At 47.6% G+C, this 13,515-nt stretch carries 15 protein-coding genes and 1 tRNA gene; 11 read left to right on the top strand and 5 right to left on the bottom strand.

The window, feature by feature from the left end; translation table 11 throughout:
* Positions 1–77 (top strand) — tRNA-Asn (locus tag Q5L94_RS13160).
* A gap of 17 nt (positions 78–94) precedes the next feature.
* On the opposite strand, the gene Q5L94_RS13155 is transcribed toward Q5L94_RS13160, so the two are convergent.
* Positions 95–1,126 (bottom strand): MJ1255/VC2487 family glycosyltransferase, encoded by a 1,032-nt coding sequence (locus Q5L94_RS13155; protein ID WP_317498830.1) that lies wholly within the window; start codon positions 1,124–1,126, stop codon positions 95–97.
* Positions 1,123–1,632 carry a phosphatase PAP2 family protein gene (locus Q5L94_RS13150; RefSeq protein ID WP_317498829.1) on the bottom strand — a complete coding sequence of 170 codons (510 nt, stop codon included), beginning with the start codon at positions 1,630–1,632 and terminating at the stop codon, positions 1,123–1,125. Before Q5L94_RS13150 ends, Q5L94_RS13155 begins: the two co-directional genes overlap by 4 nt.
* A 194-nt stretch (positions 1,633–1,826) precedes the next feature.
* On the opposite strand from Q5L94_RS13150, the gene rsxA reads away from it, so the two are divergent.
* The 7 genes from rsxA to nth are packed head-to-tail and all read left to right on the top strand — an operon-like array spanning position 1,827 to position 7,686.
* Positions 1,827–2,408: an electron transport complex subunit RsxA gene (gene rsxA, locus Q5L94_RS13145; RefSeq protein ID WP_011235027.1), complete on the top strand. Its 582-nt coding sequence runs from the start codon at positions 1,827–1,829 to the stop codon at positions 2,406–2,408.
* Positions 2,408–2,989, top strand: coding sequence for an electron transport complex subunit RsxB (gene rsxB / locus Q5L94_RS13140; RefSeq protein ID WP_034821885.1), 582 nt, complete (start codon positions 2,408–2,410; stop codon positions 2,987–2,989). Before rsxA ends, rsxB begins: the two co-directional genes overlap by 1 nt.
* Entirely contained in the window at positions 2,986–4,656 is a 1,671-nt protein-coding gene (rsxC, locus tag Q5L94_RS13135; RefSeq protein WP_317498828.1) for an electron transport complex subunit RsxC, read from the top strand. The genes rsxB and rsxC overlap by 4 nt, the downstream gene beginning before the upstream one ends.
* The gene (gene rsxD / locus Q5L94_RS13130; protein ID WP_317498827.1) at positions 4,653–5,705 is read left to right on the top strand and encodes an electron transport complex subunit RsxD; all 1,053 of its coding nucleotides are present in this window, start codon (positions 4,653–4,655) and stop codon (positions 5,703–5,705) included. The genes rsxC and rsxD overlap by 4 nt, the downstream gene beginning before the upstream one ends.
* A 1-nt stretch (position 5,706) precedes the next feature.
* On the top strand, positions 5,707–6,348 hold the full coding sequence (gene rsxG, locus Q5L94_RS13125; protein ID WP_317498826.1) for an electron transport complex subunit RsxG: 642 nt from the start codon (positions 5,707–5,709) through the stop codon (positions 6,346–6,348).
* Positions 6,345–7,025: an electron transport complex subunit E gene (locus Q5L94_RS13120; RefSeq protein ID WP_317498825.1), complete on the top strand. Its 681-nt coding sequence runs from the start codon at positions 6,345–6,347 to the stop codon at positions 7,023–7,025. Before rsxG ends, Q5L94_RS13120 begins: the two co-directional genes overlap by 4 nt.
* Before the next feature lie 25 nt (positions 7,026–7,050).
* Positions 7,051–7,686, top strand: a complete 636-nt coding sequence (nth, locus tag Q5L94_RS13115) for an endonuclease III (protein ID WP_317498824.1) — start codon at positions 7,051–7,053, stop codon at positions 7,684–7,686.
* 5 nt (positions 7,687–7,691) lie between these two features.
* On the opposite strand, the gene Q5L94_RS13110 is transcribed toward nth, so the two are convergent.
* On the bottom strand, positions 7,692–8,588 hold the full coding sequence (locus Q5L94_RS13110; protein WP_317498823.1) for an OmpA family protein: 897 nt from the start codon (positions 8,586–8,588) through the stop codon (positions 7,692–7,694).
* A gap of 128 nt (positions 8,589–8,716) precedes the next feature.
* On the opposite strand from Q5L94_RS13110, the gene rnt reads away from it, so the two are divergent.
* Complete coding sequence (gene rnt / locus Q5L94_RS13105) at positions 8,717–9,364, top strand: ribonuclease T (RefSeq protein ID WP_317498822.1); 648 nt, start codon at positions 8,717–8,719, stop codon at positions 9,362–9,364.
* A 69-nt stretch (positions 9,365–9,433) separates the two neighbouring features.
* Here the strand turns inward: rnt and Q5L94_RS13100 are convergent, their stop codons facing one another.
* Positions 9,434–10,039 (bottom strand): peroxiredoxin C, encoded by a 606-nt coding sequence (locus tag Q5L94_RS13100; protein WP_317498821.1) that lies wholly within the window; start codon positions 10,037–10,039, stop codon positions 9,434–9,436.
* A gap of 140 nt (positions 10,040–10,179) precedes the next feature.
* Complete coding sequence (locus Q5L94_RS13095) at positions 10,180–10,518, bottom strand: Grx4 family monothiol glutaredoxin (RefSeq protein WP_011235037.1); 339 nt, start codon at positions 10,516–10,518, stop codon at positions 10,180–10,182.
* Positions 10,519–10,719: 201 nt separating this feature from the next.
* Between Q5L94_RS13095 and Q5L94_RS13090 the strand changes: the two genes are divergently transcribed.
* Positions 10,720–11,301, top strand: coding sequence for a superoxide dismutase (locus Q5L94_RS13090; RefSeq protein WP_317498820.1), 582 nt, complete (start codon positions 10,720–10,722; stop codon positions 11,299–11,301).
* Between the two features lie 344 nt (positions 11,302–11,645).
* A complete protein-coding gene (locus tag Q5L94_RS13085) occupies positions 11,646–13,343 on the top strand; it encodes an AMP-binding protein (RefSeq protein ID WP_317498819.1) in 1,698 nt (565 codons plus the stop codon).
* The last annotated feature ends 172 nt before the right edge of the window (positions 13,344–13,515 follow it).

Raw genomic sequence — 13,515 nt, 5'->3', positions numbered from 1 at the left:
TCCCCAGTAGCTCAGTTGGTTAGAGCGGTGGACTGTTAATCCATGTGTCGTTGGTTCGAATCCAACCTGGGGAGCCACATTTAGAGAGAACCGCCTATACGGCGGTTTTTTCGTTTCTGGACCACAACCCTTCACTCAGTTCTGCAACAGGCTGCTGAGCGCCCTTAGATATCCACTGCGCTAGTTCATCTGCAACATTAGGCCAATATAGCCGTTGCGGATTACGTTGGGTTAACCAGCTATCAATTGACACACTGTCGATTCGCTTAAGGACATGCGCCAACCCCTGCTCCTGCAATATCTGCGCATTCCATTTTTGCTCAAACTGACCGGTTAAAGGTTTTACTGCAAGCGCTTTGCCCTGGCTCAGAGCCTCACAACTGGTTTCAAACCCGGCATTAGACAAAATAGCCGACGCCTTATTGAAGTGAGCGGCAAACTCCGCTCTCGAAGGTGGATAACACTCAATATGACCTAAAGACTCGCGCTTAGCCAAAGGGTGAAAAAAAGAAAACTCGTAATTATCTAAAGGCTGCAATTGCTCAATCACATGCCGAGGATCTTCAAAGGGTAAATACACAACCACACGTTGCATTAAGCCACCACAGTTATTTTCTTCATGCCTGACCACGGGGGGTATCGCATTTCCGGTTGAAAGCCAGTGCATACCGACAGGCTCTGAACAGGGCGCAAATGACGATATCAGCTTTTTCTGCCACCAGGACAAGCGCCGGAACAATTCAGGCTCCTGAAACGCATACTGACGACCCAAGCCAATACAGCGCACTCCGGCTTTCTTTGCCGCCCAGGCGGTTACGGGCTCATAATCGGTGATCACTAAGTCGTAATTTTTTACCGGTAACTTTTTTACATCGTTCCAAAACTGACTCCAGTCGTTGTTCAGCAACGTCTTATGTCTTCGTAACCGCCCTTTTTCAGTGACAAAAGACAAACCCTGCTGCCACTGATAATCGCCGAAAACCTCCATATCGAATAGATTCGCAACATCACGCCCCGATATCAGGTAATCAATATCAACATTATATTTTGCAAGAGACTTAGCCATGGTGTGACAGCGGCTCAGATGGCCGTTCCCGGTTCCCTGTATACCATAAAGAATTTTCATATAACGAACTCCGATACGATAATAGCCAGCGAAGCACCAGCAACGATATCGCTGGGGTAATGGACGCCAACCACAACTCGGGAGGCACCAATGGCAGCAGCCCAGCCAAAGCAGACTAAGCCGAGATTTGGGTAATACTGATAAGTTACTGTAGAAAACAGAACCGCCGCTGCGGTATGGCCGGAAGGAAAACTGAATTTATCACTGGCGACCACCAAAGCGGCAAAGGATAAATTTAACTCACTGGGGCGCTGGCGCCGAAAACTGTTTTTCATTATCCAGTAAATCGGTAGCTCAAGTGCAAAGGCAAGTAACAGGTGGGCAAAATAGTCGTCGCCGGATTCGTCCATAAGCCAGGCCATTAGCGCAATAACCAAATAACCGTAACCGTCACCACTGCGCGACGTCAGCAGTGCAATTTGTCCGGGCAAATCCTTAGCCCGCAAGCCAGAAAACAAACAATAACAATAGCGATCAAAGCGTTGCAAATAACTGATGAGTACCATGTGGTTAAAAATCCATTTTGGCTTCAGTTGTAGCTACCTTGCCAAGCCTTTATGACACTAAATAAGCAGTTTCGTGAAGAAAGTATGACAATGCACAAATTTTCTCCAAAACCCACACCTTCTGTCTGTTGTTTATGGCGGCCAAAACACCGATAATATGCGGTCTTAAATAACCACAGTATCCGGAAAGGTAAATGACCGATTACTTACTGCTACTGATAGGCACCGTGCTGGTTAATAACTTTGTACTGGTGAAGTTCCTGGGCTTATGCCCCTTTATGGGCGTTTCCGGCAAGCTGGACACAGCAATAGGCATGTCAGCAGCAACTACCTTTGTGCTGACCCTGGCCTCAGTCTGTAGCTACCTGGTTAATCAATACCTTCTTGAGCCGCTCGACCTAATGTCGCTGCAAACGCTCAGTTTTATCCTGGTTATTGCTGTGGTCGTACAATTTACAGAAATGGTGGTACACAAAACCAGTCCGACGCTGTATCGGTTATTGGGAATTTTCCTGCCACTTATTACCACCAACTGCGCTGTATTGGGTGTGGCTTTGCTTAACGTCAACGAACAACACAACTTTGTGCAGTCCATTGTTTATGGTTTAGGAGCAGCTATTGGTTTCTCGCTGGTACTCATTTTATTCTCAGCTCTGCGTGAGCGCTTAGCGGCCGCCGACGTGCCGGTAGCGTTTAAAGGTTCAGCTATTGCGATGATAACCGCAGGGCTTATGTCTCTTGCCTTTATGGGCTTTAGCGGATTGGTGAGCGCTTAATGAGTTTATTCGGAGCAGTTATCGCGCTGGGCATATTAGCGCTGATATTCGGAGTGATTCTTGGCTTTGCCGCGGTTAAGTTCCGCGTCGAAAGCGACCCTATTGTCGACCAAATTGATGAAATTCTGCCACAAACGCAATGTGGTCAGTGCGGTTATCCCGGTTGCCGACCTTATGCACAAGCCATTGCCGACGGCGACGACATTAACAAATGCCCACCGGGCGGCGAAGCGACCATAAAGCAGTTAGCCGATTTAATGGGCGTAGAAGCTAAACCGCTGGATGATGCTCATGGTGAGGAAGACGTTAAAAAAGTCGCGGTTATCCGCGAAGACGAATGCATTGGTTGTACCAAGTGTATTCAAGCCTGCCCGGTCGATGCCATTTTAGGGGCAGCGAAACAAATGCACACGGTTATCGAACATGAATGTACCGGCTGCGATCTTTGTGTTGAACCTTGCCCGGTCGACTGTATCGACATGGTGAAAGTAAAAGCAAAACCCGAAACCTGGCAATGGGATTTGGACACAGTGAAAGAAAACATAAAAGCCAACAGTATTCCGGTTAAGGTGGTGGAATGAGCGACCTGCAGGCAAACAAACATGACTTTAGCGCCAATGTGATAGGCCACTTCCCGGGCGGCGTTCATCCTCCTGAGCGTAAGCAGCCGGCCAGCAGCCAGCCCATTCGCAAACTTAAGTTACCGCAAGAGCTGATTTTGCCGGTGCGCCAGCACATTGGGCCTTCCGGTAAGGTTTTGGTTAAGGTCGGCGAGCGCGTTGATAAAGGTCAGCGTTTAACTGAAGCCGGATTAAGCCAGGGGCTTCCTCTGCACGCTCCAACGTCCGGCACCATTGCCGCCATTGAAGAGCGCCCTACCGCACATGCATCGGGCTTGCCGGAACAGGCTATTGTCATTCACCCGGACGGCGAAGACCGCTGGGGCAATAAGCACGCACTGCCCGATTATCGTGACGTTGAAATTTCACGCTTGCTGGAACTGGTTCAAGAAGCAGGTATTGCAGGTTTAGGTGGTGCAGGTTTCCCTACCGCTCAAAAGCTGGCACAACAAAAGCCTCTGAAACACCTTATTATAAACGGTGTTGAGTGCGAACCCTACATTGCCGCAGACGATCGCTTAATGCAGGAGCACGCTGATGACATTATTGCCGGCATTCGCATTTTACAGTACATCACCCGTTGCGACTCGGTTCTGCTTGCTATTGAAGATAATAAGCCTGAGGCCATAAAGGCCATCGCAGAAGCCATTGGCGACAACCCTCAAATACAGCTTAAGATAGTGCCCACCAAATACCCTTCGGGTGGGGAAAAACAACTGATTGAGCTGCTCACAGGGCATCAGGTACCCAGTGGCAAGTTGCCAATGGATATCGGTTTATTGATGCAAAACGTCGGCACAGCTTATGCCGTCAAGCGCGCCATTATTCATGGTGAGCCTTTGTTAGAGCGGGTGGTTACGCTGACCGGTGAGTCTCTTAAACAGCGGGGAAACGTGTGGGCCTTATTAGGAACACCAATTCAGCATTTGCTGGATGAGTCAGATTTTACCCCGGAGAAAAAGCAACGCATTATTATGGGCGGGCCAATGATGGGCTTCACCCTGCCCATTACAGAAGTGCCAGTCATAAAAACCACTAACTGTGTTCTGGCACCTACGGAGAAGGAACTGCCCTCTCCCAGACCTGAACTGGCCTGTATTCGATGCGGCGCCTGTGCCGACGCCTGCCCGGCAACATTGCAGCCGCAGCAGTTGCAATGGTTGGCCAAAGCCAAAGACTACGAGTCGCTGGAAAAACACAACTTGTTCGACTGCATTGAATGCGGTGCCTGCGCTTATGTCTGCCCCAGCGAAATTCCACTGGTGCACTACTACCGTAAGGCCAAAGCCGAAGTGCGTAATATTGCCCGTGAAAAAGCCAAAGCGGAACAAGCTCGTAAACGTTTCGAAGCAAGGCAGGAACGGCTGGAGCGTGAAAAAGAAGAACGCTTAGAGCGTCACAGAAAAGCCGCCGAAGAGCGCAAAAAAATGCATCAGGAAATGCAACAAGAAGCGCAGCAGAAAAACAGTGACGAACCGGGAAATAAAGCGGAAGAAGGCACTGAGAAACCGACCGGTAAATCAGCGGCAGTTGCAGCCGCTATTGCCCGCGCTAAAGCTAAAAAGGCCGCTCAGGCTGCTAAAGAAAGCCCGGAAGAAAGCAACTCAGCCAAAGGAAATGAGTCATGAGTTTCAGAATTGCATCGTCCCCCCATGGGCATAACCAGCGCAGCACCAGCGAGATGATGCGCTGGGTTTGTTATGCACTGGTTCCCGGCGTACTGCTGCACAGTTACTTTTTTGGTTCCGGTATCTGGTTTCAAATTCTTCTGGCCTTAGTTACTGCAATTGCCGCTGAGATGGCCTGCACCGTAGCCCGGGAGCGTCCGGCATTTTCAGCCTTGCGCGACAATACGGCCATAGTCACTGCGGTTTTACTGGCAATTAGCATTCCTTCATTAGCGCCCTGGTGGATCATCGTTATAGGGACGTTATTCGCCATTGTCGTGGTCAAACATGTTTATGGCGGCATGGGACAAAACTTATTTAACCCGGCTATGGCCGGATACGTGCTTCTGTTGGTGTCGTTTCCGGTACAAATGACCAACTGGTTACCCGTTTCAGCCATTAGTGAGCATTCGCTTAATTTATGGCAAACGTTGCACACTATATTGTTTGAATACACGCCTGCAGGCTATAGCGTTGAACAGCTGCGCTCGGGTATCGATGGCGTCACCATGGCAACCCCTCTCGACAGTATAAAAACTGGACTGACTCAGGGTTATACATTGACTGAAATTTATCAGCGCCCAGAATTCAGTTACTTTGCCGGTGCCGGCTGGCAGTGGATAAACTTGGGCTTTTTCGTCGGTGGTTTGCTCTTAATTCAGCAACGCATTATCAGCTGGCACATCCCACTCGGCTTTCTTGGGGGTCTTTGCATACCGGCGTTTATCGCGCATATATTTGCCCCGGATCTGATGCCCGGACCTATCGTTCACGCCTTAAGCGGAGCAACAATGTTAGGTGCTTTCTTTATTGCTACCGATCCGGTGTCTGCCGCCACTTCGAATCGTGGACGAGTTATATTTGGCTTGCTTATTGGCTTCTTAATTTTTGTTATTCGCAGTTGGGGTGGTTACCCGGATGCGGTCGCCTTTGCCGTGTTGCTTGCCAATATGTGCGTACCGCTCATAGACCGTTACACGCGGCCTGTTGTTTACGGACACGGAGACTGATATGACGCTGAACAGTATGCAAAAAAACGGTTTATTGTTGGCGGCATTCGCAGTTGTTGCCACGTCTCTGGTTATTGGTGTGCAGGTGCTGACCGAAGACAAAATTGCCATGCAGCAACAACGGCAGGTATTGCGCACGTTGAACCAACTGATACCACCAACCATGCACGACAACGACTTGTATCAGTCCTGTCGTTTACTGGAGAATCCGGCATTAGGCAGCAGCAAGCCGCACCCCTTATATCGTGCATGGGTTAACGAAGAGCCAACCGCGCTGGCAGCCGAAGTTATTGCACCCGACGGCTACTCCGGTGCTATTCGTTTATTAGTGGCCATTAAACCCAGCGGTGAAGTCCTGGGCGTAAGAACTCTGCGTCATCAGGAAACCCCCGGCTTGGGCGACAAAATTGAAGTTGAAAAAAGCGACTGGATAAAAAGCTTTGCTGAGAAGCAAGTTCGCGGCGCAGACGATGACCGCTGGGCGGTGCAACGCGATGGCGGCATGTTTGATCAGTTTACCGGCGCCACAATTACGCCTCGCGCCGTGGTTTCAGCAGTAAAACGTGCGACTTTAGAACTTCAGCAGCAGGCTGACGTTTTATTTAATGCCGACTTACCTCACTGTCAGGAGGTTCAGGAATGAATGAATACAAACATTTAACCAAGCAAGGCTTATGGGACAACAACCCGGCGTTAGTTCAGCTACTAGGATTATGCCCATTATTAGCGGTTACCGCTTCGGTGACCAATGCCCTGGGTCTTGGACTGGCCACCTTATTTGTTCTGGTTGGTTCTAACATTACCGTGTCTTTGGTACGCGAATTTGTGCCATCGGAAATTCGTATTCCGGTCTTTGTTATGGTTATCGCCACCTTTGTCACCATTATTCAGTTGTTGATGAATGCGTATGTGTTTCAGTTGTACCAGTCGCTGGGTATCTTCATTCCACTCATTGTGACCAACTGTGCCATTATTGGCCGCGCAGAAGCTTACGCCTCGAAAAACCCATGGCAACGCGCCGCCTTCGACGGACTGGCAATGGGCGCAGGCTTTGCCTTAGTGCTCGTGGTATTGGGAGCAATGCGCGAAATTATCGGTAACGGCACGCTGTTTAATGGCGCAGAACTATTGCTAGGTGACTGGGCTGCACAATTGCGAATTGAGCTATTCACAGTGAATTACCCATTATTACTGGCGATACTACCCCCCGGAGCCTTTATTGGTATGGGCTTTATTATTGCGTTGAAAAATAAAATAGATTCAGTACGCAGTGCCCGCGCCGAGAAGAAAACGGTTACCCGCGCACGGGTCACAGCCTGAAAAACACAACAACAAATGACTTATTATGAATAAAACCAAGCGTTACGAAATTTTAAGCCGGTTACGGGACAACAACCCAAACCCAACCACTGAACTGGAGTATGACTCCCCCTTTCAGTTATTGATTGCGGTATTGTTATCCGCACAGGCTACCGACGTTGGGGTTAATAAAGCCACTCGTAAACTCTTTCCCGCAGCGCCTACCGCAGAAACAATGCTGGCGCTGGGTGTGGATGGCATAAAAGAATACATAAAAACGATCGGCTTGTTTAATTCCAAAGCTGAGAACGCTTACAAAACCTGCAAAATTCTGGTTGAAGAATATGGCGGCGAAGTACCGGAAGACAGAGCCGCGCTGGAAGCCTTGCCCGGTGTCGGTCGTAAAACCGCAAACGTGGTCTTAAACACAGCGTTCGGCTGGCCGGTAATTGCAGTGGATACACACATATTCCGCGTGTCTAATCGCACCAAACTGGCACCGGGGAAAAACGTCAAAGAAGTCGAAGAAAAGCTGATAAAAGTGGTGCCGGCTGAGTTTAAAGTCGATGTGCACCACTGGTTAATTCTGCATGGCCGTTACACCTGCATAGCCCGCAAGCCACGGTGTGGTTCCTGTGTCATTGAAGATTTGTGCGAGTTTAAAGAAAAAACCAGCGATTGAACTTATTAGAGCTCAATCGACGACGGTTTTGTCAGCTGTACAATGACGCGCCGGTTAATCTGGCGATTAATCTCATTCTCATTGGATTTAACCGGCCGATCTTCCCCGTGAGCGACCGTTTTAATCCGCTCCGCGTCTATGCCCCGCTCAACAAAAAACTGCTGAATTTCTTTCGCGCGTTGTTCGGTTAATTCCTGGTTAGGCCCACGCGCACCAAGCGAATCGGTATACGCATCTACCAAAACCAGTTCCAGTTCATTATCCACCTGGAGATAGTCGCTAATCTGTTTAAGCTTTCGTTGCGAAGCCATCGTCAGTTTTTCGCTGTCGGCTTCATGGTTCAGCACCGTGTATGCAATATCGTCAAAACTAAACGGCAATAACGCATTTACACAGCTCATAAAGTCATCATAAGTGCGACGAAAGTTCACCGACGACAAAGACACTGCCACCTGATCACGGTTGTTGTACCAATCATCATAAAAAAACGTAGGATACCGCCCTTTATCCAGCTCGCTTAACAAGGTCCATGCAAGCTGCTTTCGTAACTCACCGTCAAATTGCTTGTACAGCTGCATACTGCCAATGCGGTAACTGGACTCACCCGGCTGCCAGCGCGGCGGCACCGACTCAATAGCAGAAACACCATAGCTGTCCGGTAATTTCCGCATCTCCATTTTCATGCGCAAATTCAGATCTTTGCTCGCTTCACTTTGAAACCTCACCTTACCGTAGCGAGGAATTTCATGTTCCATTTCGCAGGCTAGGCGATTCTTTTCACTGATCTGCCAGGCGGAGTTATCCAGGTTTGCACTGTAGTGCCTGACTGAGTTTGCTTGTGCCTGCCCGCTTAATAGCAGCAGCGAGGCTGAAACAGCAGTCAACATCGGCCAGTTTTTCATAAGCGCCCCTGATTTATTTCTAATACGTCTGTTATCGGCACGCATTGCGGTTGCTTTAGTATTTCTGCAAGCAGAACGCCGTTATCTTTGGCATAATAGCGTTATGTTTTATTCACTACGGAAATTCTATGTCAGACAGCTCTAACTCGCTTATGAAACAACGTTTTCGCGGCTACATGCCGGTAGTCGTCGATGTCGAAACAGCGGGATTTAACGCAAAAACCGATGCGTTACTGGAAATAGCTGCAGTCTTGCTGGATTTCGATGACGACGGAATACTAAAGCCGGTCGATTCGGTTCATTACCACGTAAAGCCCTTCGAAGGCGCCAACATTGAACAGGCAGCTATCGACTTTAACGGCATTGATCCGCACTGCCCCTTGCGCGGAGCCGTAGAGGAAGGTGAAGCTCTGCGTGAGCTTTTCAAGCCTATACGAAAAGCACAGAAGGCCGCAGGTTGTCAGCGTAGTGTTTTAGTAGGGCATAACTCAAACTTTGATCACGGCTTTGTCATGGCCGCCGCTGAGCGTGCCAATTTAAAACGTAACCCATTTCACCCTTTTGTCAGTTTTGATACCACGTCGCTTGCGGCAATGACTTTAGGACAAACTGTACTGATTAAAGCCTGCCAGGCAGCCGGTATTGAATTTGACAGCAAACAAGCACACTCAGCCTTATATGACACCGAACGCACTGCAGAGCTCTATTGCTGGATGATTAACCGCTGGAAGGAATTGGGTGGCTGGCCGCCGGAATCACGTCAGGATAAAAGTTAACTTTACACAAGAAATTCAGACATAAAAAAAAGCCGCTCAAACGAGCGGCTTTCTCAGTTCAGTAAACGCTTACAGTTTGTCAGCGTTTTTAGACAAGTAAGAAGCTACGCCTTCTGCGTTTTCTTTCATGCCTTCTTTACCTTCTTCCCAGCCTGCTGGGCAAACTTCACCGTGCTTCTCGTGGAAGTTCAGTGCGTCAACCATACGTAGCATCTCGTCGATGTTACGGCCTAATGGCAAGTCGTTAACGACCTGGTGACGAACCATGCCTTCTTCATCAATTAAGAATGAACCACGGAACGCAACACCAGCTTGTGGGTGTTCAACGTCGTACGCTTTACAAATGCTGTGACGAACGTCAGCAACCAGCGGGTATTTCACCTGACCAATACCACCAGCGTCGGTTGACGTATTACGCCATGCGCTGTGAGTAAACTGAGAGTCAATCGATACACCGATGACTTCTACGCCACGTTTTTTGAATTCGTCTAATCGTTTATCAAATGCAATTAGCTCTGAAGGACATACAAAAGTGAAGTCCAACGGGTAGAAGAAAATAACTGCTTTTTTGCCTTTGATGGCATCTGACAGTTTGAAATCTTCAACAATTTCACCTGAACCTAATACTGCTGCTGCAGTAAAATCAGGTGCCTTACGACCTACTAATACAGACATCGATTCTCTCCATTTAATGTTGAGTGTGTTAAATCTTCACCTGTAGTGATGGGGGTGCCTCAATGAAAAAACAAGGTCACTCACGACATTCACTACAGACTGTCTACTATTTGCTTAAATTCTATTCAGCTGAAGGCTACTTATTCCGCTGAAGGCTCCGGATGACGCTCTGCAACTTCAGAAACCAGTTCTTGCAACTCGCCGTTCTGGAACATTTCCATAATAATATCACAACCGCCGACCAGTTCACCCTCAACCCAAAGCTGCGGGAAAGTTGGCCAGTTTGCGTATTTTGGCAGCTCTGCACGGATATCCGGATTTTGCAGGATATCGACGTAAGCAAACGCCTGCCCACAGCCCATCAAGGCTTGTGATGCCTGTGAAGAGAAACCACAGCTAGGCAACTTCGGAGAGCCTTTCATGTACAACAGGATTGGGTTTTCTTCGATTTGCTGCTTAATTCTGTCAACCGTTTCCATAACACCTCTGCTTAATATAATGGTTGATTAAAACACTCAGGTATTTTAACACAGCCTATAAAGTTTTGTCCTAAATTGGAAGATTTCCTTGAAAAGCAATCCAGTCAGCCCTATATATCGTAAGGTATAACAAGAAAGAACTTGCACAAGTTAACGTGCAGGTCGCACATTTGCACTCATAAAGAACGGAGAGAAAAAATTATGGCATTTGAACTACCGGCTCTTCCATACGAGAAAAACGCTCTGGCACCGCACATTTCAGAAGAAACTCTGGAATACCATTATGGCAAGCATCACGCAACTTACGTGAGCAAACTGAACGACGCCGTTAAAGGTACCGATCTTGAGAGCAAGTCTCTGGAAGACATTATTAAGTCTGAAAAAGGCGGCCTGTTCAACAACGCTGCACAGGTATGGAACCACACGTTCTACTGGAACTGCTTAAGCCCGAACGGCGGCGGTGAACCAACTGGCCCAGTAGCAGAAGCTATCAACGCTAAATTTGGCTCATTCGAGAAATTTAAAGAAGAGTTCAACGCAAGCGCTGCCGGCAACTTCGGTTCTGGCTGGACATGGCTGGTGAAAAAATCTGACGGTTCTGTCGATTTACTGAACACTGACGACGCAGATACTCCTGTCGCTCACGATGGCGTAGAAGCTCTGCTGACCGTTGATGTTTGGGAACACGCCTACTACATCGACTATCGCAACTCTCGTCCTAACTACTTAGAAGCTTTCTGGAAGCTGGTAAACTGGGACTTCGTGAACAAGAACTTTGCGTAAAGCAAACTTGTGAATGACGATTAAAGGCGCCTCTTTTTTGGCGCCTTTTTAATAAAACCAACCAAAAAATAAAAACTAACAAATACCAACAAAGCCACACAGATTAATCTCTCGTCCCTCTAATACCGCCTTAACGTCAACATATTGCTCATATCTCCTCAACTTTCTAAATCTACAACCTCTTTCGGTTTCCATTAACCAACACTTAACTTTGTCGACAAAATTACGACTTTGGTCTCAATTTACCAATTATGGTGATTAGAACTATAGAAACTGTCGACACTATATGATTAATTACATACTACAAAGTTGATTGTGACGCTCTGAAAATAAGGCTGTGAACAATGAATAAACAACATCAAGAAAATATGACCCCCTCTTTAAGTATCAGTAACTATCAGGGAACTACGGAAATTCCGCTCAGCGAATTGACGATAGGCACTCATTTAACTCATATTGTCGACGCATACCCCGATCGTGAGGCGATTGTCGTAAAACACCAAGGTATTCGCTGGACTTACCGCCAATACTTACGTGAAATTGAACGTGTCGCTACCGGCTTACTGGCAATAGGAGTAAAACCAGGAGAGCGAGTCGGCATTTGGTCTCCAAACAATATTGAGTGGTCTTTAGTGCAAATGGCGACAGCTAAAATAGGTGCAATTATGGTGTGCGTTAACCCCGCTTACCGCCCTCATGAGTTAGAGTTCGCTATCAACAGCGTCGAAGTTAAATACCTCATTGTTGCACAGCAGTTTAAAAGTTCGAATTACATTGAAATGCTTAATGAACTGGCTCCTGAACTTAAAAATCATGCTTCTGACACAACCCTAAACCGATTACCCTCGTTAAAGAAAGTCATTAGCATTGGAGAGAAAAGTCACCCCGGAATCTTGCCCTTTACGCAATTACAGGCACTTGGCAACGAACAGCATTATGCACAAATGCGCGAAATCGAAGCCTCGTTAAGTGCTTACGATCCAATTAATATTCAATTTACTTCAGGCACTACAGGCAATCCTAAGGGCGCAACCCTAAGCCACCGAAATATTCTGAATAATGGTCGGCTAGTGGCTCGTTCCATGCACTTAACTGAACAAGATCGTCTTTGCATCCCGGTACCTCTTTATCACTGCTTTGGCATGGTTCTGGGTAATTTGGCGTGCCTCGCATCTGGGGCTTGCGCCATATTTCCCGGACCATCATTTGAACCAACCACCACGCTTGAAACAGTAGAGCAGGAAAAGTGTACCGCTCTGCACGGTGTCCCCACTATGTTTATTGCTCAACTTGAGCATCCTGACTTTTATCGCTATGACCTCAGTAGTCTTCGCACAGGTGTTATGGCAGGCAGCACCTGCCCCGAAGAGCTGATGCGTAAAGTTCATAGTGACTTTCATATGCAGCAGGTGGTAATTGGATACGGCCAAACCGAATGTAGCCCCATAAACCATATTACCGATACTGACTCGCCCTTAGAGAAACAAGTAAAGACTGTCGGTCGCGCAATGCCACACACAGAAGTAAAAATTATTAACCATAACGGTGATATTGCCGCCGTTGGTGAAGCCGGAGAAATTTGTGCCCGGGGATATTGTGTTATGCAAGGATACTGGGGGGACGAAGAAAAAACCAGAAACACCATAGACTCTGAGGGCTGGCTGCACTCGGGTGACCTCGGTGAAATGGATGAGTCGGGTTATGTCACTATTGTCGGGCGTATAAAGGACCTTATTATTCGCGGTGGCGAGAATATTTATCCAAGAGAAATTGAAGAGGTTCTGTATTTACACGATGACGTTAGCGACGCTGCGGTTTTTGGAGTTCCAGACAAAAAGTTTGGCGAACAAGTCTGCTTATGGTTGAGAACAAAAGAGGGTCACAAAATAACAGAAGAAGAAATTCGTGCTTACTTAAAAGAACAGTTAGCCTATTTTAAAGTGCCTAAATACATTCGCATTGTCGATGAATATCCCATGACCGTTACCGGAAAATTGCAAAAATTCAAAATGCGTAAGCAAATGACAGAAGAGCTGGGCTAAAGATATAGATACCGGAGCAAGGAAGTTAACTGCATCAGGTTATCAGCACAAGGTGACTCCACAACTACCATAGTGGAGTCGCTTACCCCCGAAAAGAGAGTGTTCAATATTCTGTGTCAGCCAAGTTTTCATAAATCTATGTGGCCATCCAGTCGACCTTCAAAGTGGATGG

Source organism: Idiomarina sp. Sol25 (assembly GCF_033052775.1).
Taxonomy (GTDB): Bacteria; Pseudomonadota; Gammaproteobacteria; order Enterobacterales; family Alteromonadaceae; genus Idiomarina.
This window is presented reverse-complemented; position numbering and strand designations above follow the sequence as displayed.

What these genes read in the sequence shown, in the direction of transcription:
- Q5L94_RS13155 (WP_317498830.1), bottom strand. Translation starts at nt 1,126, where the DNA reads ATGAAAATTCTTTATGGTATACAGGGAACCGGGAACGGCCATCTGAGC.
- Q5L94_RS13150 (WP_317498829.1), bottom strand. Translation starts at nt 1,632, where the DNA reads ATGGTACTCATCAGTTATTTGCAACGCTTTGATCGCTATTGTTATTGT.
- rsxA (WP_011235027.1), top strand. Translation starts at nt 1,827, where the DNA reads ATGACCGATTACTTACTGCTACTGATAGGCACCGTGCTGGTTAATAAC.
- rsxB (WP_034821885.1), top strand. Translation starts at nt 2,408, where the DNA reads ATGAGTTTATTCGGAGCAGTTATCGCGCTGGGCATATTAGCGCTGATA.
- rsxC (WP_317498828.1), top strand. Translation starts at nt 2,986, where the DNA reads ATGAGCGACCTGCAGGCAAACAAACATGACTTTAGCGCCAATGTGATA.
- rsxD (WP_317498827.1), top strand. Translation starts at nt 4,653, where the DNA reads ATGAGTTTCAGAATTGCATCGTCCCCCCATGGGCATAACCAGCGCAGC.
- rsxG (WP_317498826.1), top strand. Translation starts at nt 5,707, where the DNA reads ATGACGCTGAACAGTATGCAAAAAAACGGTTTATTGTTGGCGGCATTC.
- Q5L94_RS13120 (WP_317498825.1), top strand. Translation starts at nt 6,345, where the DNA reads ATGAATGAATACAAACATTTAACCAAGCAAGGCTTATGGGACAACAAC.
- nth (WP_317498824.1), top strand. Translation starts at nt 7,051, where the DNA reads ATGAATAAAACCAAGCGTTACGAAATTTTAAGCCGGTTACGGGACAAC.
- Q5L94_RS13110 (WP_317498823.1), bottom strand. Translation starts at nt 8,588, where the DNA reads ATGAAAAACTGGCCGATGTTGACTGCTGTTTCAGCCTCGCTGCTGCTA.
- rnt (WP_317498822.1), top strand. Translation starts at nt 8,717, where the DNA reads ATGTCAGACAGCTCTAACTCGCTTATGAAACAACGTTTTCGCGGCTAC.
- Q5L94_RS13100 (WP_317498821.1), bottom strand. Translation starts at nt 10,039, where the DNA reads ATGTCTGTATTAGTAGGTCGTAAGGCACCTGATTTTACTGCAGCAGCA.
- Q5L94_RS13095 (WP_011235037.1), bottom strand. Translation starts at nt 10,518, where the DNA reads ATGGAAACGGTTGACAGAATTAAGCAGCAAATCGAAGAAAACCCAATC.
- Q5L94_RS13090 (WP_317498820.1), top strand. Translation starts at nt 10,720, where the DNA reads ATGGCATTTGAACTACCGGCTCTTCCATACGAGAAAAACGCTCTGGCA.
- Q5L94_RS13085 (WP_317498819.1), top strand. Translation starts at nt 11,646, where the DNA reads ATGAATAAACAACATCAAGAAAATATGACCCCCTCTTTAAGTATCAGT.